Source organism: Streptomyces pilosus (genome assembly GCF_014649835.1).
Classification (GTDB): Bacteria; Actinomycetota; Actinomycetes; order Streptomycetales; family Streptomycetaceae; genus Streptomyces; species Streptomyces pilosus.
The window spans coordinates 58,686-80,555 of sequence record NZ_BMTU01000017.1; the positions used below are offsets into that span (position 1 = coordinate 58,686).

Consider the following 21,870-nt stretch of genomic DNA (forward strand, 5'->3'; position numbering starts at 1 on the left):
ATTCGGGGCGGGGACCTGACATATCGTCGTGCGGCCGGTTGCTGGGGCCGTGGGGGCGCTCCGACGCTGGGTGCATGTCGAAATCACCGGTTGCCGAGGCACCGCCCCCCGTGACAGCGGGGACCGCGCCGCTCGTCGCGACCGTCGCCACCGTGTCCGTCATGGGTGTGCTCGTGGTCGGGCAGATGTACGTGACCATCCCGCTCATGCCGGAGCTCGCCGGCGCCTGGGGCGTGTCGACCGGGGCGGCGGCGGCCTCGACCACCGCGTTCGCCTTCGCCCACGCGGTGGGCTCGCTCGTCAGCGGGCCGCTGTCCACCCGCTGGGGGCGGCGCACCGTGATGGTGGCCAGCGTCCTGGCCATGGCCGTCGTCACCGCCCTGCTGCCGCTGGCGGCCTCCCTGACCGACGGGGTCGCCCTGCGCGCCCTGCAGGGCCTGTTCGCGGGCTCGTTCATTCCCATGGCGTACGCCTACATCCATGCCCGCGTCGCTCCGCACCGCGTCTCCCTGGCCCTGACCGTGGTCTCGGCCTGTATGGGGGCCACGGTGGTGATCGGGCAGGTCGAGGCGCAGCTGGTGGCGGCGTGGTGGGGCTGGGTGTGGACGTTCTGGGGCACGGTGCCGCTGCTACTGGCGGGGGCGGTCGTCTCCTGGCGGGTCCTGCTGCCCGAGGAGCGGGTCAGCGGGAGCGGCCTCTCGGGCCTGAAGAGCGCGCTGGGCTCCCGGATGGTCCCGCTGTACCTGATCATCCTGGTCGGCGCGGGCAGTCTCACCGCCGTCTACACCGGGGTGCAGCTGTACGGGCCCGACGCCGTGGCGGACGGCGGTGCGCCGCTGCTCGCGCTGCGGGCCAGCGCCCTGCCGGCCCTGCTGGGCGCCGTGCTGGCCGCCCCTCTCCTCGCCCGCTTCCCCGCCCCGCGCCGGGCGGCCGGGGCGCTGCTGGTGACCGTGGCCGCGCTGCTGGTCGCCACTGCCGGCGGGAATGACGCCGTCGTGCTGGGGGCCGCGCTGTTCGCGTTCATGGCGGGCTTTTCGACCCTCGGTCCGGCGCTCATCGAATCGGTCGGCGCCCGGGCCGGCGCGGCGGCCCAGACCACGGCCATCGCCCTGTACGGCTTCACGCTCAACGTGGGAGCCGGGGCCGGCGCCCAACTCGCTCCTGTCTTCGACGGTTTCGCCTCGCTGGCGCTGTTCCTCGCGCTCGCCCTGACGGTCGCCGCCTGCGGTGTCCTGCGCGGCAGGCGGACGACCTGACGCACTCGCGGCCGCTTCGTTGCCGCACCCTCGCCCGGCGCACAACGATGTGGTCAGCGCCGTGCACCGCACCGCCCACGTACTCATGACCCCGTACGCCCAGGGAGCCCTCGATCATGACCAACGTCGCCGTCATCTACTACTCGTCCACCGGCTCCACCCACCGGCTCGCCCGGGCGGCAGCGGACGCCGCCGCCGCGGAGGGCGCCGAGGTGCGGCTGCGCCGGGTGCCCGAGTTCGCCGCCACGGGCCGGCCCGGCTCCCAGGAGCACGCAGCCAGTGTGGCGGACATACCCGAGGCGACCCTGGACGACCTGGAGTGGGCGGACGCCGTCCTGCTCGGCTCGCCCGTCCACTTCGGTCTGGCCGCCCCGCAGTTGATGCAGTTCATCAACACGTCCTCGCCGCTGTCGATCCAGGGCAAGCTGCTCGACAAGGCCGTCTCCGCCTTCGCCTCCGGTTCCGCCGAGCACGGCGGCCAGGTGACGGCGATCCTCGCGCTGCACAACGCGATCTGCCACTGGGGTTCGGTGATCGTCGCCACCGGCTCCGCCGATCCGGTGCTGTACGAGAAGAACAACGGCAATCCGTACGGCGCGAGCACGGTGGCCGGTAACCGCCCCGGCTTCATCCACGACGAGAACGTCGGCGCGATCGCCTACCAGACCCGCCGCACCATCCAGGTCGCCGCAGCTCTGAAGGCGGCCGCAGCCGCCCCGGCCGCCGTCTGACCGGAGGGGAGAGACATCATGGCAGTCAGTGACCCGGCCCGGTTGCCCTCGGTCTTCGTGGAGGCCTTCAACGCCAAGGACCTCGGCGCCATCGACCGGCTGTTCGAACCGGATGCGGTGCGGGTGCTGCGGCCGGGTGTGGTGGTGACCGGCGACGGCCGCCGGCAGGCGACCAGCAGCTTCCTCGCCCTGGGCGTCCCGATCGAGATCACCGTCCGGCACACGTACGTCTACGGCGACACGGCCCTGGTGATCGGCGACTTCGTCATCGACGGCACCAGGCCCGACGGGGAGCACGTCCACATCGAGGGCACCGCCACCGACGTGGCCCGGCGCGGCCCCGACGGCCTGTGGCGCTACATCATCGACAATCCGCCGGGGGTGGAGGTGGGCGGGGACTGACCGCCGGGCCCGCCGCCGCAGTCCGGCTGTCCGTTTCCGGGAAACCGGTCGGCCGGCCGGAATGGGAGGAGACTTGACGGACTAATGGATTTCGGTGGCCGTCCTGCCGCGCCCGCGACACCATGGAGCGCGAACCACAGCCGGAAACGGTACGAGCACTCGACCCGATGAGGGAGCAGTACGTCCATGACCAATGTCGCCATTGTCTATTATTCGGCCACCGGAAACATCCACAAGCTGGCTGTCGCCGCCGCCGAGGCGGCAAAGAAGGAAGGGGCTGAGGTACGGCTGCGCCGGGTCGCCGAGATCACCGACGAGCCGCTCGCGCCCAACTACAGGGAATGGAGCCAGGCGAACACCGAGCACGCGGCCGCCGCCGGGAACGTCCAGGTGGCCGCCATCGACGACCTGGACTGGGCCGACGCCGTCGTCTGGGGCACGCCGGGCCGCTACGGGCTGCTGGCCGGCCCGCTCAAGCACTTCATCGACCAGACCTTCGAGCTGCACGCGCGGCACGGCCTGAAGAACAAGGCGATGTCCGCGTTCACCTCGACGGGCACCCCGCACGGCGGCCAGGAGTCCACGATCCTGTCCCTGAGCAACGTCTTCTACCACTGGGGTGCGGTCATCGTGCCGCCCGGCGTCACCGACTCCATCCTGCTCGCCCCGAGCAACGGCAACCCCTACGGCGTCAGCGCCACCTCCGGCCTGCAGGCCATCCCGGGCCACCTCGCGCAGAACGTCACCGACGACAACCTCGCCGCCGTCGGCTACCAGACCGTCCGCACGATGCGGGTGGCCGAGGCGCTCAAGCAGGGGCTGAAGGACTGACGTCGCTCGTCTCCAGGAAAAGGCCGGACCGCGCATTTTGCGCGGCCCGGCCTTTTCCTTTGCCGGCGATATGACGCATTGACCGCCCTCTCCTTTCCGGCGATGAATTACCATGAGAGGTTTTCCGGACGAGTTCCTGTTTTCGCGTGTCGGTTCTCAGAGGAAGAGTCCTGATGTTCAAGGTGCCGAAAAGCAAGAAGTTCCTCTATCTCGGGGTCGTCTCCGAACGAGCCGCCCAGAAGTACGGCGACACCCCGATCACGCTCGACCACGGTATGGATGCCTTCCCGGAGGTGGGCCGGACGCTGACCGTTGGGGAGTTCGCCGGCCTCGTCGCCGATACCGCCAACCGGCTGTGGGCGGCGGGCGTGCGCCCCAGCGAGCACGTGGCCGTGCACAAGACGTCGAGCTTCGACATCACGGTGCTGGCCTGCGGTGTGGCCCGGATCGGCGCGGTGCCGGTGATGCTCTCCCCGCACCTGGACGGGGAGACGATCGGCAAGCTGCTGGAGCGGCTCGAGCGGCCCACCCTCCTCACCGACGCGGCGAAGCTGACCGGCTCGCTGGCCGGCCTGCCGCTGCGGGAGCTGACCGAGCGGGTGCTCAGCGCGACGGGCCCCCACCCGGGCGCCGTTGCGCTCGCGGACCTGGCGGGCGCGCCGGAGCGCACGCCGGTCCTCCTCGACCCCGACCAGCCGGCCCTGATGACGCACACCTCCGGGACGACCGGCGTTCCCAAGCTGGTGGTGCACTCGGCCCGTTCGCTGGGCGCCCGCGGCAACTGGCAGGACAAGGTCGTCTCCTTCATCCGCAAGCGGGAGACGGTCGCCATGCACGTGTCGTACGTGCACTCGCGGATGTACCTGGGCCTGGCCGTGCTGCAGATGCGGGGGATGCCGATGGTCTTCATGGACGACGGCAGCCCGGCGCACGTCGCCGACATACTGGTCCGGCACCGCCCGGGCGTCCTGGAGACCCACCCCAACTCCTTCCTGGAGTGGGAGGAGATGCTCGAGGACCCCCGCAGGCCGATCGCCAACGTCAAGTACTTCAACAGCACCTTCGACGCGATCCACCCGAGCACGATGCACAAGTTCCTGCACGCCTCGGAACGCCGCAGCCCGGTGTTCCTCCAGGTGTACGGGCAGAGCGAGTGCGGTCCGCTGGCCGGCCGCACCTACCGGCGCCGCAACGCCCTGAAGGCCGACGGCCGCTGCCAGGGCTACTCCACGCCCGGCATGACCAAGTACCGGCTGGTGTCCCGGGGCGGCGGCAGGCCGACGAGGGAGAACCCCGGCTACATCGACGTCGCCACGGCCGGCCGCGCGCTGACGTACTACGGCGAGCAGGAGCGCTTCGACCGGCAGGTCATCGGCGAGTGGTGGCGGGGCGGGGACGTCGGTTACCGCACCAAGTGGGGCTGTCTGCACCTGCTCGACCGGGAGGTCGACGTCATCCCGGGCATCGGCTCCACCCTGGAGATCGAGGACGCGGTGCTGCACGAGCTGGACGAGCTGACCGAACTGGTCATCGTGCCCGGCCCGGACAAGAAGCCCGTGCCGGTGGTGTGCACCCGCGGGGACGAGCCGCTCGACCTCGAGCGCTGGAAGGCCGCCGTCGCCGGCGGGCCCGCCCTGGGCGCGCCCGTCCAGCGCCGGCTGTCCGACCTGCCGCGCACGGCCACCGCGAAGATCCGCCGGCTCGAGCTGGCCCGGCAGCTGGCCGAGGCGGCGGGCGAGGCCGAGGCGGCGGGCGAACCGCGGACCACTCCCCCGGTGGGTGCGGGAGCCGCCGCACACTGAAACGGCTCCGGCGGACGGACCGAACGGAACGAGGAGAAGGGAGAGAACGGGTGGCAGCTCATCAGACGCCCGGACAGCCGGCGCAGCGCACGGGATGGGGCCCGCTACCTCCGGACCCCGGGTTCCTGGAGGTCTGGGCGAGGTCCGCGCCGATCCGCCTGGCCGGCTACGAGGAGGACCTCGCCGAACCGCACATCCTGCAGAGCGTCGACTGACCGGCTCTGCCTGCCCGTGCGACGCATGTCGGCTGCCGGGCCCGCCCCTCCCGCGGCGGGCCCGGCAGCGGCGCGTCGTCCGATCGAAGTTTTCGATACCACTTGGAAACCGGCATGCAGGTTTGTTCTTCTGTGGGTGGAGGAATGAACCGCCGTGAAAGGGCTGACATGTCGAGTGACCGCATCCGCGTGGCCGTGATCCTGTCGAGTGTGCGCAAGGGCCGGTTCGGGCCCACGATCGCGAACTGGTTCGTCGGCACCGCCGACGGACGCGACGACATCGAGGTCGACCTGGTCGACCTGGCGGACTTCCCGCTTCCGACCGCCCTGACCGACGAACCGTCGCCCGAGGTCTCCGAGGTGCTCGGGGCGTTCTCGGCCCGGCTGTCGGCGGCGGACGGCTTCGTCGTGGTGACACCGGAGTACAACCACAGCTTCCCGGCCGCCCTGAAGGCCGCCGCGGACTGGACCCAGTACGAGTGGCACGCCAAGCCCGTCGGCTTCGTCGGCTACGGCGGCCTCGCCGGCGGTCTGCGCGCCGTCCAGCAGCTGCGGCACATCTTCAACGAGCTGCACGCCGTCCCGGTCCGGGACGCCATCAGCTTCCACAGCCCCTGGGCCCAGTTCGATTCCGCGGGCACGCTGACCGACCCGACGAACGCGGAGGCCGCCGCCAAGGTCCTCTGGGACAAGCTGAGCTGGTGGGCGCTGGCCACCAAGGAGGCCAAGGCCCGCCGCCCGTACGACAACTGACCTCCTCGGGACACCCCGTACCCCACCGGCCGCCCCACCACCCCGGGCGGCGGCCGGATCACGAGCCTGACCGGCTGTCCCCGCCCCGCGCCCACCCGGCGCCGGCGGGACGGCACCGCACCACCCCCCAGGACCGCGGGCCCGCGACCACCCCCGACGCGGGCCCGCGAGGAAGACCCTGCCGAGGATCCGGACTCCTCCGTACCCGGCTCGGCAGGGTCCGGGCCGTGTGGGCCGGCGCACCGAACGAGGGTGAGTGCGCCGGCCCACCGGAGCAGGGCCCGGCACGACGGGGCGGTTCGTGCCGGGCTCTTGTCCTGCTCCCGCCCAGGCGCCGGACGCTCGGCGGATCCGGCGACGTGGATGGCATCGCCTGCCGCGCCCACCGCACGGACCGGCCCTTCCGGCCGGTCCGTGCGGTGTTTTGCCCACGCGCGGGCTGCGCGCTGCGGCGGGCGGTGCCGCGCTGCGGGCGGGACGGGCAGCGGCGCCCCGGCTCAGGCACCCCTGCGAAGAGGGACGGCGAAGACGCCGGGGGCTTGTTCTTCGGCCCGCGGACCGCGTGCTCGCACGGTGGCGGACAGGTGCCGGTGCCGCCGGGCAGGACGGAGCGTGCCGGGACGCCGGGGTGGTCCGCGTTCCCCGCCCCGGTCGGAGCCGGGCCCGCTCAGGCTTCTCCCGCCGCCCCGGCCAGCAGCTCGTCCGGGGAGGCGGGCAGTTCGCGGGCGGTCAGGGCGCGCAGGGCCGGGTAGGCGCGGGTGTCGCCGGCCAGGACGCCGCCGAGGAGGGTGCGGCCGTCCGCGGCGAGGACCACCTTGGCGTAGGTGCCGGCGCGCCGGTCGTCGCGTACGTACTCGATGGCACCCGGGGAGCGGGCGTGCGCGTCGCCGAAGCCGGCCACCTCGACGCCGAGGAGTTTGAGCTTGGCGGAGGTGTCCGCGCCGGTGAACGGCTCGGGTGCCCCGCCGGTCAGCTGGCGGGCCACGGTCTCGGCCATCCGGAAGCCGGGCGCCACCAGCCCGTGGCAGCGGCCCCGTACGGCCGCGCACTCACCGATCGCCCAGATGTGCTCGTCGGCGGTCCGGCACCACTGGTCCACCAGGAAGCCACCGCGCTCACCGCGCTCGAGGCCCAGCGGGGCGGCGAGTTCGTCGCGCGGCCGTACTCCGGCGGCGAAGACGACGAGCGCGGCGTCCAGTACCGTGCCGTCGGCCAGTTCGACCCGCCCGGCCCGGCCGTCCGTGCCCGCGCCGACCGCGTGCAGCGCGCTGGAGCAGTGCACGCCCACCCCGAGCCGTTCGATCGCCCGGGCCAGTACCCGTCCGCCGCCCTCGTCGATCTGCTGGGCCATCAGCCACGGCGCCCTCTCCACCACGTGGGGCCGCATGCCCAGCAGCCGGAGCCCGTTCGCGGCCTCCAGGCCGAGCAGCCCGCCCCCGACCACGACCGCTTCCCGGCCCGGTACGGCGGCCGCGCGGATCGCCGCGATGTCCTCCACCGTCCGGTACACGAAGCATCCCGGCAGGTCATGTCCGGGCGCGGGCGGCACGAAGGGCCGCGAACCGGTGGCCAGCACCAGCGCGTCGTAGCCGATCTCGGTGCCGTCGTGGCAGGTCACCGTCCTGGTCGGGCGGTCGGCGCCGGTCATCGTCGTGCCCGGGCGCAGCAGCAGGCGGCCGTCGTCCGGGGCGCCGGGTCCGGCGAGGGTGAGGTCGTCGGGGGTGGCTCCGCCGAGGAGGGAGGACAGCGCCACGCGATCGTAGGCGGGGCGCGGTTCCTCGCCGAGCACGACGACGCGCCAGCGGCCCTCCCGGTCGTTCTCGAGGATCTCCCCGGCCAGCCGGTGGCCCACCATGCCGTGGCCGGCCACGACCAGGGTGCGGGTCGTCACGGTGTCGCTCCTTCCAGTGCGGTGCACAGGCTCCGTACGGCCGCGGTGCAGCCGCCGCAGCCCGTGGTCGCCCGGGTCGCCCGGGCCAGCGCCGCCTCGTCGTGCGCGCCGCGGTGCCAGGCGTCCTTCAGTGCCTTTCGGGTGACGTTGTTGCAGTGGCACACCACGGTGTCGTCGGGCGGTGTCCCGTCGCCCGCGTAGGTGCCGTCGGCTCCGGTGAGCAGCGCGAGCAGGTCGGCGGGGACCGGTTCGTCGCGCAGGTACAGCCGGCTCACCTCGGCGACGGCGGACGGCGAGCCGATGACGGTGCCTTCGTGGATGCGTCCGCCGCGCAGGACGAGACGGGCGTGGTGGCCCCGCGCCCGGTCCAGCAGCGAGACGGTCGCGTCGGTGTCGTCCGGCCGGACGGGGGCGGCCGGCGGGAGGACGACCATGTCCCTGCCCGGGGTGCGCGGTCGCAGCACGCGCCGCTCGGGGGCGTACGGCCGCTCCCGCCCGGTGAGGTTACGGGCGAGCGTCTCCGCCTGCTCCCACGCCCGCAGCACCGTCGTGCCGGTGGTGCCCGCGTGCTCGGCGCAGTCGCCGATGGCGTGGATGTGCGGGTCGCCGGTGCGCAGCAGGTCGTCGACGACCACTCCCCCGCGCACCTCGAGACCGCTCGCGCGGGCCAGCGCGGACTCCGCCACGGTGCCGGTGCACAGCAGCACGGTGCCCGCCGCCAGCACCTGGCCGTCGTCGAGCACCACCTTGCCCGGTGTGTACTCGGCGGCCCTGCGGCCCAGGTGCAGTGCGACGCCCCGGGCGGCGAGCCACTCAGCCGGCAGCGCGGCGGCCACCATGTCCAGGTGGCGCTCCATCAGCTGCCCGGCGGGGTGGACGAGCGCCACCTCCTGCCCGGTCCCGCTGAGCGCCCACGCCGTCTCGACACCGCGGATCCCGCCGCCGACGACCACGACGGGCCCCTCGGACAGCGGCCGGCAGTCGGCGGCGGTTCGCACCGCGCGCACCCCGTCGGCGAGCCGGCCGGGCTGCGTCTGCAGTCCCGGAACCCGGGGTGTGCGCGGCCGGGCCCCGGTGGCGAGGACCAGGACGCCGTAGGGCAGTTCGCGGCCGTCGTCCAGGCGTATGGCACGGCGGGCCCGGTCGACGGCGGTGACGCGCACGCCGGTCAGCTGCCGTACGGCGGCGGGCAGCGCGGGCAGGGTCAGCCGGTCCGCGTCGAGCGTGCCGTCCAGGACCGAGCCGAGCAGGGCCCGGTTGTAGGGGGGCCGGGGCTCGGCGCCGACGACGCTCACCCCGCCCGGGTGTCCGTACCGCGCCAGCAGGGCGGCCAGCCGGTGGGCGGCCGGGCCGCCGCCCACGATGACGACGCCGGTCACGGCCGCTCACCCGCCGGTGTGACGCGCACCGCGCTGACCTTGAACTCCGGCATGCGGCTGCGCGGATCGAGCGCGTCGCCGGTGAACAGGTTGGCGCGTCCGGCGCCCGGGAAGTGGAACGGCACGAACACGGTGTCGGGGCGCACCGCGCGGGTCACCCGTACGCGCGCCCGGGTGGTGCCGTGCACCGAGCCGACCTCGGCCATACTCCCCTCGGCCAGGCCGAAGCGGCGGGCGGTGTCCGGGTGCATCTCGACGATCACCTCCGGTGCGGCGGCGACCAGTTCGGGCACCCGGCGGGTCTGGGCGCCCGACTGGTACTGGGCCAGCACCCTGCCGGTCGTCCCGTACAGCGGGAAGGCCGCGTCGGGTTCGCGGGCGGGCGGGCGGTGGTCCACCGGGGTGAAGCGGGCGCGCCCGTCGGGGTGGGCGAAGCGGTCCAGGAACACCCGTGGCGTTCCCGGGTGGCCGTCGCCGGCGCCGTTGCCGTCGGCGCCGGCCGGGCAGGGCCAGTGCAGTGCCTCGCCCGCGTCCAGGCGTGCGTAGCTGATGCCCGAGTAGTCCGCGCGAGCGCCGGCCGAGGCCCGGCGCAACTCGTCGAAGACCTCCCGGGGCCGGACGGGGAAGCCACCGGCGCTCTGGCCGAGCCGGACGGCGAGCGCGTGCAGCACCTCCAGGTCGGTGCGCACGCCCGGCGGCGGGGTCAGATGGGCGCGGCGGCGCAGCACCCTGCCTTCCAGGCTGGTCAGCGTGCCCTCCTCCTCGGCCCACTGCGCCACGGGCAGCACCACGTCGGCGAGCGCGGCCGTCTCGGACGGCACGAAGTCGGCCACCACCAGCAGGTCGAGGGAGCGCAGCCGCTCGGTGACATGGGCGGCCCGGGGCGCGGAGACCACCGGGTTGGCCCCGAACACCATCAGCGCGCGCGGCCCTGCGCCCGTGCCGAGGGCGTCGAGCAGTTCGTAGGCGCTGCGGCCGGGCCCGGGCAGCGTCTTCGCGTCCACCCCCCATACAGCGGCCACGTGGGCGCGGTCGGCGGGGTCGGCGAGCGAGCGGTAGCCGGGCAGCTGGTCCGCCTTCTGGCCCATCTCGCGGCCGCCCTGCCCGTTGCCCTGACCGGTCAGGGTGCCGAAGCCGCTGCCGTCCCGGCCGGGCAGCCCAAGGGCGAGGGCCAGGTTGACGAAGGCGGCGACCGTGTCGGAGCCCTTGCTGTGCTGTTCGGCGCCCCGGCCCGTCAGCACGTAGGCCCGGCGGGCGCCGCCGAGCATCCGCACCGCCGTGCGCAGCTCGTCCGCCGGTACGCCGGTGACCTCCTCCACCCGCTCCGGCCACCAGGCGGTGCAGTGCTCCCAGGCGGCGTCGAAGCCGGCGGTGCGCGTGTCCACGTACTCCTGGTCGACCAGCCCCTCGGTGACGGCCAGGTGCAGCAGGCCGAGGGCCAGGGCGAGATCGGTGCCGGGGGCGGGGCGCAGGTGCAGCGCGGCCCGCTCGGCGGTACGGGTGCGACGCGGATCGATGACGACGAGGTCGGCGCCCTCGAGGTGGCGCATGAGGGGCGGCATCGTCTCCGCCGGGTTGGCGCCGGCCAGCAGGATCACGTCGGCCCCGTCCAGGTCGGTGACCGGGAACGGCAGCCCGCGGTCGAGCCCGAAGGCCGCCGTGGTCGCCGCGGCCGCCGACGACATGCAGAACCGTCCGTTGTAGTCGATCTGGCTGGTGCCCAGGGCCACGCGGGCGAACTTGCCGAGGGTGTACGCCTTCTCGTTGGTCAGCCCGCCGCCGCCGAACACCGCGACCGCGTCGGCGCCGTGCCGTGCGCGGATCTCCCGCAGTCGCCCGGCCACCAGGTCGAGCGCCTCGTCCCACCCGGCCGGCGCGAGCGTGCCGTCGGCCGCGCGCACCAGGGGGGTGAGCAGCCGGTCGGGGGCGGCCAGCACGGAGGGTGCCGTCCACCCCTTCTGGCACAGCCCGCCCCGGTTGACGGGGAAGTCGGCCGAGGGCCGCACCGCCACACCGCCCCGCTCGCCCGACAGCACGGTGGAGCACTGCAGCGCGCAGTACGGGCAGTGGGTGGTGCTCTCCCGCTGCCGGCCGGCCCTCCCCTCACCGGACATGGGAGGCCCGGCTCTGCCGTGTGGCGGGCACGGGGGTGCCCGGGTGCTCGCCGCGCAGGTACACGGTCCGCAGCACCAGGGCGCACAGCCCGTAGAAGGCGAGGAAGGACCAGAACGCGGGCGCACCGCTGCCCGCGTCGCCGTACGCCGAACGGAAGGCGAGGTTGATGGCGACCCCGCCGAGCGCGCCCGCCGCGCCGGCGATGCCGATGACGGCCCCGGACAGGCGGCGGGAGGCCGCGAAGGCCGCCGTCGCATCGTGGCCGGAGGTGATGGCGTCCTGCGCCTGCCGGGCGAAGACCGCGGGGATCATCTTGTACGTCGATCCGTTGCCGATGCCGCTCACCACGAACAGCCAGGTGAACCCGGCCACGAACAGCGCGAACGAACCATTCTGTCCGGCCCACAGCAGGACGCCCGTGCCGGCCGCCATCCCGGCGAACGCCCATGTCGTCACGCGTGCCCCGCCGAAGCGGTCGGCGATCCTGCCGCCGAGGGGGCGGGCCACCGAGCCGAGCAGCGGCCCGAGGAAGGTGAACGAGGCGGCCTCCAGCGGGGTCGACCCGAACTGGCTCTGCAGCACCAGCCCGAAGGCGAACCCGAAGCCGATGAAGGAACCGAACGTGCCGACGTACAGCAGCGAGATCCACCAGGTGTGGGGGTTCGCCGCGGCCTCGCGCTGGGCGCCCGGTTCGGCGCGCACCATGGCGACGTTGTCCATGCGCAGCGCGGCCAGCGCCGCGGTCAGCGCGATCAGCGGCAGGTAGAACGCCGCGACGTACGCCGGGTGGGTGTCCCCGGCGGCGGAGATCACCAGCAGGCCGAGCAGCTGTACCGCGGCGACGCCCAGGTTGCCGCCGCCCGCGTTCAGGCCGAGCGCCCAGCCCTGTTTGCGCTGCGGGTAGAAGGCGGTGATGTTGGTCATCGAGGAGGCGAAGTTGCCGCCGCCCGCCCCGGCCGCCGCGCCGATCAGCAGGAACACCCACAGCGGGGTGCCCGGCCGCTGCACGAAGTACACCGTCGCCGCCGTCGGTACCAGGAGCACCAGTGAGGAGAACAGGGTCCAGTTGCGTCCGCCGAACCGGGTCACGGCACTGCTGTAGGGCAGCCTCAGCAGGGCACCGACCAGGGTGGGCACCACCACCATCAGGAACTTCTCGTCGGGCGCGAAGTCCAGTCCGATCTTCGGCGACATGAACAGCACCAGGACCGACCACATGCTCCACACGGAGAACCCGACGTGTTCCGCGAGCACCGACAGCACCAGGTTGCGCCGGGCGACGCGCTTCCCGCCCCGCTCCCACGCCTCCTCGTCCTCGGGGTCCCAGTTCTCCATCCACCGCCCTCGGGCGGCTCGTGCACTGGCCATTTTCTCCTCGGCTTTCTCCGGGTGGTGCCGCGGCGGCCCGGTGGCACCGGGCCGCGGCGGCGGGTGGGGTGGGGGGTCAGTGCCGTAGTGCACGGTCCACCAGGGCGCCGGCGGCTCCGGTGTATCCGGCCGGGTCGCACAGGTCGGCAAGCTCGCCCGCGGTCTGTGGCGGCAGGCCGGGCAGGCCGGCGAGTACCTCGGCCAGGGGGCGGCCGGTGCTGCCCGTCACCCGTGCGGCCTCGGTCGTCAGCTCTGTGGCCGCGGCCTTGCCGAGCAGCGGGGCAAGGCGGGCGGCCAGCCGCTCCGAGACGATCTGGCTGCCCGTCAGGGCAAGGTTGTCCCGCATCCGTGCGGGCCTGACCTCGAGCCCTTCGGTGAGCTCGACCGCCGTGTGGGCCGCGCCGCCGGCCAGCCGCAGGCACTCGCGCAGCAGCTGCCACTCCGCGTGCCAGGCGCCGGCGGACCGCTCGTCCTCCGAGACCAGGCACTGGGTGAGCGCGGCGGCCAGGGCCGGCACCTGCAGGGCCGCGCTGCGCAGCAGGGTGGCGAGCACCGGGTTGCGCTTGTGCGGCATGGCGGAGGAGCTGCCGCGGCCGTCCGGGCCGGGCTCGGCGACCTCGCCGACCTCGGTGCGCACCAGCGACTGCACGTCGACGGCCATCTTGCCGAGCGCGCCGGCCGTGAAGGCCAGGGCGGACGCCAGGTCGGCGACGGGGGTGCGCAGTGCGTGCCAGGGCAGCACGGGCCGGGCGAGGCCGGTCTCGGCGGCGTACGCGTCGGCCAGCCGGTCCAGGTAGTGGCCCGGTTCGGGCCGTCGGCCGTCGTCGCCGACGGCCGCGTACTCCAGGTAGCCGGCCAGGGTGCCGGCCGCCCCGCCGAGCGAGACCGGCAGCCCGCCCTCGTGGACGCGGGCCAGGCGCGCCTCCGCGTCCAGGACCAGTTGCCGCCAGCCCGCGGCCCGCAGCCCGAACGTCGTCGGTACGGCGTGCAGGGCGAGGGTGCGGCCGACGGCCGGTGTGTCCCGGTGCCGGGCGGCGAGCTGTGCCAGGGCCCGCGCGCTGCGTGCGAGGTCGGCCCGGACGATACCGAGCACCCGGTGGGCGACCAGCATGGTGCCGGTGTCGAGGATGTCCTGGCTGGTGGAGCCCCGGTGCACGTACTCGGCGGCCCGGGTGTCCTGTTCGGCCACCACCGCGGTGAACGCCTTCACCAGGCCGACCACCGGGTTGGCGCTCTCCCGGGCGGCGAGCGCCAGCGCCCGCAGGTCGAGCCGGCCGGCGTCGGCGGCCCGTGTGATGGTGAGGGCGGCCTCCTTCGGTACGGTGCCGAGCGATGCCTGCGCCCGGGCCAGGGCGGCCTCGGCGTCCAGCATGGCCTGCAGCCAGGCCCGGTCGCCGGTGGCCGCCTCGGCGGGTGTGCCGGCCCTGACCGGCGACAGCAGCCCGGCGTCCGTGAGCCCGTCGCAGGCCGCGGTCACACGACCACCCCGGACAGGTCGCCGTCGGCTCCCACCGGCCGTACGCCGACGGGCACGTGGGCCACCGGCGGCAGTGCCAGCACCGAGCGGGCGATCGCGTCGGAGTCGCCGAGGGTCACCGAGTCGACGCCGGGCCGGATGCCGGCCGCGGTCACCCAGTGCACCGATTCCGTGGGCACGCCGTAGGCGAAGCGCCGCGGGTGGGCGCGGCCCCGGCCGTCGAGGAGCCGGTAGGGGCGCTCGGTGACCGCGAGCCCGCCCGTCTGGTAGCTGGTGCCGCCCGCGCCCGCGATCCGGTACGGCGTCGCCTGGTCGGTGTCGAGCAGGTGCTGCAGCAGCGGGTCGTCGGTGCGGCGCAGGTCCGGCTCGGGCAGCCGGGCCTCGATCAGCGCGGTGGAGCGCACCGGCTCGCCCGGCACCGCCGTCGACGTCGCGACGTACACCTGGCCGGTGGTGTCGATGCGGACCTGCGTGCCTGGGCCGGTCAGCGTCAGCACGCCCGCCTCGATCAGCGCGATCATCTCCTCGATGCGGGAGGCCGGCGGGCCGATCGACAAGAACGCGTTGAGCGGCGTGTACCAGCCCTCCAGGTCGTCGCGGTGCGAGTCGCCCTCGAGGCCGCCGTGGTCGACCGCGAGCCGGATCTCGTTGCGCAGGTCGCGCAGCACGTCCAGAGCCGCTTTGAGGGGACCGCTGACGTTGCCCTTGCGGGACTCCTCGACGTCGCGCCGCAGGTAGCCGAGCAGCCAGCCGGTGAATTCCCCGCGGTCGGCGAAGTGGCGTTCCCCGTACGGCCGCGACAGGCGCTCCCAGTCCCAGCGCTCCCCGGCCGGGATGCCGTAGGAGTCGAGGAGAGCGGCCGGGTCGGCGTCCGGCGCCAGGGCGAGCAGCCGGTCGGTGAACTCCTCCTTGAGCCCTCCGTCACCGCGCTCGCCCAGCAGCGTGCCGTAGTAGACGCTCTCCACCTCACGGGAGATCAGCGGCCACAGGTCCTCGCCGAAGCGGACCGGCCGGCCGGTGGCCGAGCGCGCCTGGAGCGTGGCGATGTACTCGGCGGTCAGCAGGCGGGGGTGGTAGCGGCCGGTGGCGCCCTTCTCGTTCTCGCCCCGTGCGTGGTAGGGGACGCCGCGCCGGGAGAAGGCGTACAGCTTCGGCTCGTTGCCCGAGGGGCGGTAGTGGAGTCCGCCGCCCGGTGCGCGTTCGAAGCGGCCGCCGCGGCCCAGCGTGAACAGGGCCATGTGGTCGAAGAAGTTCAGGCCGAGCCCGCGCAGCAGTACGTTCTGTCCCGGCCGGATGCCGGTCAGGTCCAGGTCGGCCGGGTTGGCCGGGGTGACGTAGGTGAGGTGGTGGATGCGCGCGAGGCTCGCGGTGCGTGCCTCGCGCGCCGACAGCCGGGCCGGGAGGTGGCCCTGGGCCATCACGACGGCGTCCAGTTCGTTGAGCCGGGTGCCGTCCTGAAGCCGGATGCCCTGGGGGCCGCCGGGCACGCCGTGTGTGTCGGCCGCGGCGACGGCCCGCGAGCGGTGCACCCGGACCTCGACGTGGGCGGGCGCGGAGCGCACGATGCGCTCGAAGCAGTCCTGGAGGTAGCGGCCGTAGAAGGCGCGCGTGGGGTAGGAGTCGGGGCCCAGGCGCCGGGCCTCGTCGAGGACGGCGGGGTCGGCCTCGGCCGGGTTGCCGAGCAGGGCCAGGGTCTGCGCCCACTGGTGGAGGCTGGGGCCGGGCTCGATGGGGCCGTCGATCCGGGCGCTGTCGTCGGTGAAGACGGTGATCTGGGAGGCCACCGTGTTCATCAGCAGGTGCTGCGACTGCCCGGTGCGCCACACCGTGCCGGCGCCGGGCGCCGAGGGGTCGACGACGTGGACCGTGACCGCGCTGTGCGCGAAGGCGCGGCGTTCGTTGGCCAGCAGCCGTTCCAGCACCGACAGCCCGCGGGGGCCGGCGCCGATGATGCAGACCTCGAGGGTGCTGCTCATGCGGATACTCCGTTTCTGGGCGTGGGAGGGCGGGCGTCCTTGGATGGCAGGAACCGGCCGCCCGCCGTGCGGGACGGTGAGGGGGGCGCCGGGGGCGAAAGGCGCGGGCAGCGGGGCGTGCGACCCGGCGTGCCGCGCCCCCGGTGCCCGGGCCCCCACCGGGGGCGCGGCGCGCGGGAACCGCCGGTGTGCAGGCCGGGTGACGTCAAGGGGCGCGGCGGTGGCCCGGGCGGGGTGGGGGTCCGGGCGGGGTGGAGATCCGGGCGGGGTGGAGACCCGGGCGGGGGTCCGGGCGGGGGTCCGGGCGGGGGGTGCGGACGGTGGCCGCAGGACCGGCCTGATCCGCCGGAGGCTATGCGGCGGGGCCGGCCGCCAGCAGCCGGGCCAGCTCGAGGCGCTTGATCTTGGTGGTGGCGGTCTGCGGGAGGTCCTCCAGCCGCCACTGGACGGGATCGCCCAGCGCCGGCAGATCGACCACCGCGGTCTTCCAGGCCAGCTCGTCCAGCGGTGCGTCCCCGCGCGTGCACACCACCGGCACCGCCCGCCCGTCCGGTCCGCAGATGACGATGACCTCGACCAGTTCCGGCAGGCGGGTGAACAGCTTGTCCTCGATCTCCAGCGTGGACTGCACACCGGGGATCTCGTCGACCTCGCGGTCCAGCAGGTGCAGGCAGCCGAACCTGGTGCGGTAGCCGAGGTCGCCCATGCGCCACCAGCCGTCGTTGACCTGCTTCTGCCAGCGCTCGTGCTCACCGAGGTAGGTGACGATCCGCCCGTCGCTTCTGACCTCGATGAAGCCGGGGTTCTCCTTGGAGACCGGCGCGCCGTTACGGCTGATCACCCGGATGCCGGTCATGCCCACGAACGGCACGCCGACGCAGCGGCCGTTGAAGTCGGCGCCGTCCTTGAGCGAGTAGGTGCGCGCGGCGATCGGGCCGACCTCGCTCTGCCCGTAGGCCTGGGCGAAGCGCCGGCCCCGGCGGCGGGAGGCCTTCAGCATGGTGTGGACGGTGCGCGGGTGGATGGCGTCGAAGGTGGAGGAGAAGTACTTCACGTTCGCCAGCGGCCCGCGCGGGTCGTCCGCCAGTTCCTCCCAGCGCAGGAAGGTGTTGGGGTGGGCCTCGATGAAACCGGGCGGGATCTGCGTGAACAGTTCGCCCACGGTCTGCGGGTCGTCGTCCCTGAGGACGATCAGCGGGTGCCCCTGAAGGATCGAGATGGGCATCGCCGTGAACATCCGGGAGTGCACGAACGACACGTGGACCGCGACGGGCTCGCGGCGCCGCACGGTGGCGCCCACGACGGTGGCCTGCGGCCGGTAGCGGGACTGGAAGCTCATGCCGGTGTGCACGGCCAGCTTCGGGGTGCCGGTGGTGCCGGAGGTGTGGGTGATGAGCGTCGGGTGGTCGATGGGCATGCTCACCGCGGGCACCCGCTCGACGCCGGCCAGCGAGGCGAACGAGGTCGCTCCCTCGTGCTCGCCGGAGGTCAGCAGCACCTTGCGGGACAGGCCGAAGACCTCGCCGGGAAGGTGGTTTTCGAGCTTGTCCTGGTCGGTGACGAGGAACGGCTGCCCGACCCGGCGCAGCAGTTCGGCGACCGTCGCGCCGTCCAGTTTCGACGACAGCAGCACCGGGATGGCTCCGGTGCGGGCGACGGCGCAGGCGAGGAGGGAGATGTCGAAGCCGTCGCTCTTGTGCACCACGACGTGGTCCCCCGGGCGCACCTTGACGGACCACAGCCGCGAGGCGAAGTCGTCCACCAGGTCGGCCAGTTCGGTCAGCGTCACGCGCCGGCCGAGGCCGGGGGCGATGTCCAGGTCGTGGTCGAGGATCACGAAATTCGCCGGATGCCTGGCCGCCGCTCGGTCGAACAGCGTGCCAAGCCTGATTCCCTTGCTTCCTATTCGCTGGAGAAACATGTAACCGATCTCTCGTGAATGGCTGCGGATTCCTGAAGGGCATTGCCGAATGTACGGATGTCGGATCGCGGGCCCGAGGGCACTGCGATCTGACGGCCCCGAGGTGCGGATGACGGGAGTGCGCGGGACGTCAGCTCTTTTCGATGACGTCCTTGATACGGGCCAGGGTGTCGTCGAGGTCCTGTCCCAGCTTTGCGGTCCATTCCGCGACGAACCGCTTGCGGGCGTCCTCGTCGAGGTCTTCGACGATCTTGTGGATTCCGGCGGTGGCCTTGCCCATCCGGAAGTGGTGGACGAGCCAGGAGGTGTGGTCGCCGGCGTCCTCGACGTCGAAGCCCCAGACCGACTCCTGGTCCTCGCGGGCGTGGGTGAGCATCATCCAGCGGAAGGTCCGGCCGGGTTCGGCGGCCACCACACGGGCCTCGGTGTACCAGGTGCCGCGCACCAGGGGCGCCCAGCCGACCACGTCCTCGCTGCGCAGATTCTCACCGCGGAAGACCGATCCGACCGCCGAGGGCTCCCCCTCGATCCACTCGCCGCCCATGCACTCGGGGCTCCACTCCTTGCTGCGGGCCAGATCGCTGACCACGGAATAGATCTTTGCCGGCGTCGCCGAAACGCGGATGCGGGCGTCGAGTTCGAAGAGCGGGGAATTGTTGATGACGGTTTCCGTGTTCGCTGTCATGGCGGCAATCCTGCGGCCCGCACGGAACCGGGGCAATCAACCCGTTCGGGGTCCGTCAAGTTCCCTTTCCGGCTCCCGGCCGGAAATCCGGCGGGGCCCTTTTCCCTCCGGGGAAGAGTGTGAGGAGCGCCGCGGTCACGTCCGGCGGAAATGCTGAGGAAATGACGGGCAGAGCCGGGCCGGCGAAGCGGCACCCCGCCGCTCCTGCCGCCTTCTCCTGTCCCCCCTCAGCCGCGTACGCGCAGGACGAGCTTGCCGCGTACCTTCCCGCCGTCCAGGAGGCGATGGGCCTCGGCCGCCTCGCTCAACGGCAGTACCTCGGTGGCGCGCGGGCGCAGCAGGCCCGTCGCCAGCAGTGCGTTGATGCCGCGGGCCGCGTCGGCGAGCTGGGCGGTGTCGGCGTGCGAGATGGCGAAGCCGTGCACGGAACGGTCCCTCAGGTACAGCGGGCCCACGGGCAGCACCGGGCGGGTGCGCAGCCCGGCCAGCAGCACGATCCGGCCCCGGCCGGCCAGCAGATCCACCGCGGTGTCGAGGTCGTTGCCGCCGGAGGTGTCGACATGGACGTCCACGCCGTCGGGGGCGGCGTCCCGGATCCGCCCGGCGGCATCGCTCGAGCGGTAGTCGACGACGTGGTGCGCCCCCAGGGACCGTACGTACGGCTCGTCGCGGCCGGAGGCGACGGCGATCACCCGGGCGCCCGCCCGGACCGCCATCACCACGGCCGCGCTGCCCACGTTGCCGCCGGCGCCGAGCACGGCGACGGTCTCGCCGGCGCGCAGCCGTCCGTGCGTGAACAGCGCCAGGTGCGCGGTCGCGGCGGGGTGCGCCAGCGCCACGGCGTCCACCGGGTCCACACCGTCGGGCAGGTGGTAGAGCCGGTCCGCCGGGACGACCGCCTGCTCGGCCGCGGCGCCCTGACGGCCGTCGTGGCCCAGGCTGTTGCACCACACGCGGTCACCGGGGCGGAAACCGGTCGCGGCCGGACCGGCCGCCGCCACCGTGCCGACGAGGTCACGTCCGATGACGAAGGGGAACTCGACCGGAGTGCGCCAGGCTCCGGAGCGGACGAAGGTGTCCACATGGTTGACGGCGCTCACCTCGATGTCGACCAGCACGTCGTGCGGGCCGGGTACGGGCGGGGGCAGCTCACCGTGACGGATGACGTCGGGAGAGCCGAGCTGGGTTATGTAAGCGGCACGCATGGTCGCCGAGTCTGCACCGCCCCCGGCCGGTGCGGCGCAGCCGGCGGTGATCGCGGGACACGGTCCGTCAGGTCGGCCCGCTGGTGTGTCAACTCCACGCGGCATGAGGGCCGTTGCGCCTCTACGCTCCCCAGCGTGTCTCTCACCCGCTCCCTCGTACTGTCCGATGTGGCGCCCGGCGACCGGCGGATGACCACGCACGTACGGCCGCTGATGCGCACCCTGCGGCCCGCGCTGACCGAGGAGGACTTCGACCGGTTCGTCACCGAGGCGCACGCGCAGGGCCTGGTGTTCACCGCCGCGTACGACGCCGGCGGTCACTGCACCGCGCTCGCCACGCACCGCGTCCTGGCGACCAGCCGTGGCCGGATCCTCTTCGTCGACGACCTCGTCACCCACCCCGGCCACCGCTCGACGGGCATCGCCACCGCCCTGCTGGCCCACCTCACCGAACGCGCCCGCGTGTGCGGCTGCCACCGCGTCGAACTCGACTCCGGCACCGCCAACGTCACCGCCCACCGCTTCTACCACGTGCGCGGCCTGACCATCGCGGCCCTCCACTTCACCCTGCCCGTCGGTGTCGGGACCTGACGGTGCCCGCGCCCCGGCCCGCCCCGCCTCAGCCGGGCCCCGACCGGGCCTCGACCGGGGCCCGGCCGGGGCTTGGCCGGGGCCCGGTCGGGGCTTGGCCGGGGCTTGGCCGGGCCGGTCGAGCGTGTGAGGGACCCGCCGTTGAAGGAGGACACGACCGTGCCCGCAGCAGAGCCCGCTCCCACTCCCGTCGACTTCTGGTTCGACCCCGTCTGTCCGTGGGCGTGGATGACGTCCCGGTGGCTGCTGGAGGTCGCCGCGCACCGGCCCCTGGACATCCGGTGGCATGTCATGAGCCTCGCCGTCCTGAACGAGGGCCGCGAGGACCTGCCCGAGCGCTACCGCCGGCTGCTGACCGAGGGGTGGGGGCCGGTGCGGGTGGTGACCGCCGCGGCGCACAAGCACGGCGGCGACGTCACCGGCCGCCTCTACACCGCGCTGGGCACCCGCATCCACCGGCAGGGGCTCGGCCCGAGCCGGGAGGTCATCGCGGGGGCGCTCGCGGAGGCCGGCCTCGCACCACACCTGATCGACCACGCCGACCAGGACACCTACGACCGTGAGCTGCGGGCCTCCCACCAGGAGGGCATCGACCGGGTCGGCCAGGAGACCGGCACACCGGTGATCGCCCTGCCCGGCCCCGACGGCACCACGACGGCCTTCTTCGGCCCGGTCCTCACCCCCGCCCCGCGCGGCCGGGCGGCGCTGGACCTGTGGGACGCCCTGCTGCTCCTGGCCTCCACTCCCGGCTTCTGCGAACTCAAACGCTCCCGCCCCCACGGCCCGGTCTTCGACTGACAGACCCTGTTCCACGGGCCCGGTCCTCTGCTCACACCTGCGCCCGCCCACAGACCCGGTCCTCCACCAAAGCCTCCTCCCCCGGCCCGCGTCGCCCGACCCCGTAGCGACGACGCGGGCCCTCACGCGCCCCGACCTCCCACAGCCGGAACGCGAGCCTTCACCACCGGGCCGGACGGCCCGGTGCACGGTCGGCACACTCGTCCGTACGGCCACCGCCGGACGCCCCGCGGGGCAGGCGGCGGCCGAAGCCGCTGGGTCCGCTGCCCGCACCCGACGCCCCTGTGGCAGCGCGGCCGAGTTCCTGACCGGCACTCCTGCCCCACCGCACCACACCGCCGCGGATGGGGGCCCGTCATCGTGTCCGCCGGCGAGGTGCCCCGACGCGGGGAGCGCGGCGTCGACGCTTCCGTGCGCGCCCTCGAGTCCCCGGAGCACCGCGACCGGACCGGCCGCCCGAGCGCGCCGCGGGTG

At 73.8% G+C, this 21,870-nt stretch carries 18 protein-coding genes; 9 read left to right on the forward strand and 9 right to left on the reverse strand.

What is annotated here, in order from left to right:
* The first annotated feature begins 110 nt into the window (after nucleotides 1-110).
* The 7 genes from IE118_RS30020 to IE118_RS30050 all read left to right on the forward strand — a co-directional run bounded on the left by IE118_RS30020 (nucleotide 111) and on the right by IE118_RS30050 (nucleotide 5,990).
* Nucleotides 111-1,256, forward strand: a complete 1,146-nt coding sequence (locus IE118_RS30020; protein WP_189561243.1) for an MFS transporter — start codon at nucleotides 111-113, stop codon at nucleotides 1,254-1,256.
* A gap of 116 nt (nucleotides 1,257-1,372) precedes the next feature.
* Nucleotides 1,373-1,987: a flavodoxin family protein gene (locus IE118_RS30025; protein WP_189561244.1), complete on the forward strand. Its 615-nt coding sequence runs from the start codon at nucleotides 1,373-1,375 to the stop codon at nucleotides 1,985-1,987.
* An 18-nt stretch (nucleotides 1,988-2,005) separates the two neighbouring features.
* On the forward strand, nucleotides 2,006-2,389 hold the full coding sequence (locus IE118_RS30030; protein WP_189561245.1) for a YybH family protein: 384 nt from the start codon (nucleotides 2,006-2,008) through the stop codon (nucleotides 2,387-2,389).
* Nucleotides 2,390-2,575: 186 nt separating this feature from the next.
* Nucleotides 2,576-3,220: an NAD(P)H-dependent oxidoreductase gene (locus tag IE118_RS30035; RefSeq protein WP_189561246.1), complete on the forward strand. Its 645-nt coding sequence runs from the start codon at nucleotides 2,576-2,578 to the stop codon at nucleotides 3,218-3,220.
* A 173-nt stretch (nucleotides 3,221-3,393) separates the two neighbouring features.
* The gene (locus tag IE118_RS30040; RefSeq protein WP_189561247.1) at nucleotides 3,394-5,022 is read left to right on the forward strand and encodes a class I adenylate-forming enzyme family protein; all 1,629 of its coding nucleotides are present in this window, start codon (nucleotides 3,394-3,396) and stop codon (nucleotides 5,020-5,022) included.
* Between the two features lie 50 nt (nucleotides 5,023-5,072).
* Nucleotides 5,073-5,237 (forward strand): hypothetical protein, encoded by a 165-nt coding sequence (locus IE118_RS30045; protein WP_189561248.1) that lies wholly within the window; start codon nucleotides 5,073-5,075, stop codon nucleotides 5,235-5,237.
* Between the two features lie 168 nt (nucleotides 5,238-5,405).
* Nucleotides 5,406-5,990: an NADPH-dependent FMN reductase gene (locus IE118_RS30050; protein WP_189561249.1), complete on the forward strand. Its 585-nt coding sequence runs from the start codon at nucleotides 5,406-5,408 to the stop codon at nucleotides 5,988-5,990.
* Nucleotides 5,991-6,657: 667 nt separating this feature from the next.
* Here IE118_RS30050 and IE118_RS30055 read toward each other — a convergent pair.
* From IE118_RS30055 to IE118_RS30095, 9 genes are all read right to left on the reverse strand, one after another.
* Nucleotides 6,658-7,881 carry an FAD-dependent oxidoreductase gene (locus IE118_RS30055; RefSeq protein ID WP_229847003.1) on the reverse strand — a complete coding sequence of 408 codons (1,224 nt, stop codon included), beginning with the start codon at nucleotides 7,879-7,881 and terminating at the stop codon, nucleotides 6,658-6,660.
* Nucleotides 7,878-9,260: an FAD-dependent oxidoreductase gene (locus tag IE118_RS30060; protein ID WP_189561250.1), complete on the reverse strand. Its 1,383-nt coding sequence runs from the start codon at nucleotides 9,258-9,260 to the stop codon at nucleotides 7,878-7,880. Before IE118_RS30060 ends, IE118_RS30055 begins: the two co-directional genes overlap by 4 nt.
* Nucleotides 9,257-11,374, reverse strand: a complete 2,118-nt coding sequence (locus IE118_RS30065) for a molybdopterin oxidoreductase family protein (RefSeq protein WP_189561251.1) — start codon at nucleotides 11,372-11,374, stop codon at nucleotides 9,257-9,259. Before IE118_RS30065 ends, IE118_RS30060 begins: the two co-directional genes overlap by 4 nt.
* Nucleotides 11,364-12,743, reverse strand: a complete 1,380-nt coding sequence (locus IE118_RS30070) for an MFS transporter (RefSeq protein WP_189561252.1) — start codon at nucleotides 12,741-12,743, stop codon at nucleotides 11,364-11,366. The genes IE118_RS30065 and IE118_RS30070 overlap by 11 nt, the downstream gene beginning before the upstream one ends.
* 76 nt (nucleotides 12,744-12,819) lie before the next feature.
* The gene (locus tag IE118_RS30075; RefSeq protein ID WP_189561253.1) at nucleotides 12,820-14,220 is read right to left on the reverse strand and encodes a nitrosuccinate lyase; all 1,401 of its coding nucleotides are present in this window, start codon (nucleotides 14,218-14,220) and stop codon (nucleotides 12,820-12,822) included.
* A complete protein-coding gene (locus IE118_RS30080; RefSeq protein WP_189561254.1) occupies nucleotides 14,217-16,196 on the reverse strand; it encodes an FAD/NAD(P)-binding protein in 1,980 nt (659 codons plus the stop codon). Before IE118_RS30080 ends, IE118_RS30075 begins: the two co-directional genes overlap by 4 nt.
* Before the next feature lie 352 nt (nucleotides 16,197-16,548).
* Complete coding sequence (locus IE118_RS30085; RefSeq protein WP_189561255.1) at nucleotides 16,549-18,117, reverse strand: class I adenylate-forming enzyme family protein; 1,569 nt, start codon at nucleotides 18,115-18,117, stop codon at nucleotides 16,549-16,551.
* A 130-nt stretch (nucleotides 18,118-18,247) separates the two neighbouring features.
* Nucleotides 18,248-18,802: an SRPBCC family protein gene (locus IE118_RS30090; protein ID WP_189561256.1), complete on the reverse strand. Its 555-nt coding sequence runs from the start codon at nucleotides 18,800-18,802 to the stop codon at nucleotides 18,248-18,250.
* A 227-nt stretch (nucleotides 18,803-19,029) separates the two neighbouring features.
* Nucleotides 19,030-20,007, reverse strand: a complete 978-nt coding sequence (locus IE118_RS30095) for an NADPH:quinone reductase (RefSeq protein WP_189561257.1) — start codon at nucleotides 20,005-20,007, stop codon at nucleotides 19,030-19,032.
* A 135-nt stretch (nucleotides 20,008-20,142) separates the two neighbouring features.
* Between IE118_RS30095 and IE118_RS30100 the strand changes: the two genes are divergently transcribed.
* The gene (locus tag IE118_RS30100; protein WP_229847004.1) at nucleotides 20,143-20,598 is read left to right on the forward strand and encodes a GNAT family N-acetyltransferase; all 456 of its coding nucleotides are present in this window, start codon (nucleotides 20,143-20,145) and stop codon (nucleotides 20,596-20,598) included.
* 159 nt (nucleotides 20,599-20,757) lie between these two features.
* Complete coding sequence (locus IE118_RS30105) at nucleotides 20,758-21,396, forward strand: mycothiol-dependent nitroreductase Rv2466c family protein (RefSeq protein ID WP_189561258.1); 639 nt, start codon at nucleotides 20,758-20,760, stop codon at nucleotides 21,394-21,396.
* Nucleotides 21,397-21,870 lie beyond the last annotated feature (474 nt).

Coding starts and splice junctions, on each gene's coding strand:
- IE118_RS30085 (WP_189561255.1), bottom strand. CDS start 18,117: ATGTTTCTCCAGCGAATAGGAAGCAAGGGAATCAGGCTTGGCACGCTG.
- IE118_RS30065 (WP_189561251.1), bottom strand. CDS start 11,374: ATGTCCGGTGAGGGGAGGGCCGGCCGGCAGCGGGAGAGCACCACCCAC.
- IE118_RS30080 (WP_189561254.1), bottom strand. CDS start 16,196: ATGAGCAGCACCCTCGAGGTCTGCATCATCGGCGCCGGCCCCCGCGGG.
- IE118_RS30070 (WP_189561252.1), bottom strand. CDS start 12,743: ATGGCCAGTGCACGAGCCGCCCGAGGGCGGTGGATGGAGAACTGGGAC.
- IE118_RS30025 (WP_189561244.1), top strand. CDS start 1,373: ATGACCAACGTCGCCGTCATCTACTACTCGTCCACCGGCTCCACCCAC.
- IE118_RS30095 (WP_189561257.1), bottom strand. CDS start 20,007: ATGCGTGCCGCTTACATAACCCAGCTCGGCTCTCCCGACGTCATCCGT.
- IE118_RS30090 (WP_189561256.1), bottom strand. CDS start 18,802: ATGACAGCGAACACGGAAACCGTCATCAACAATTCCCCGCTCTTCGAA.
- IE118_RS30050 (WP_189561249.1), top strand. CDS start 5,406: ATGTCGAGTGACCGCATCCGCGTGGCCGTGATCCTGTCGAGTGTGCGC.
- IE118_RS30035 (WP_189561246.1), top strand. CDS start 2,576: ATGACCAATGTCGCCATTGTCTATTATTCGGCCACCGGAAACATCCAC.
- IE118_RS30030 (WP_189561245.1), top strand. CDS start 2,006: ATGGCAGTCAGTGACCCGGCCCGGTTGCCCTCGGTCTTCGTGGAGGCC.
- IE118_RS30040 (WP_189561247.1), top strand. CDS start 3,394: ATGTTCAAGGTGCCGAAAAGCAAGAAGTTCCTCTATCTCGGGGTCGTC.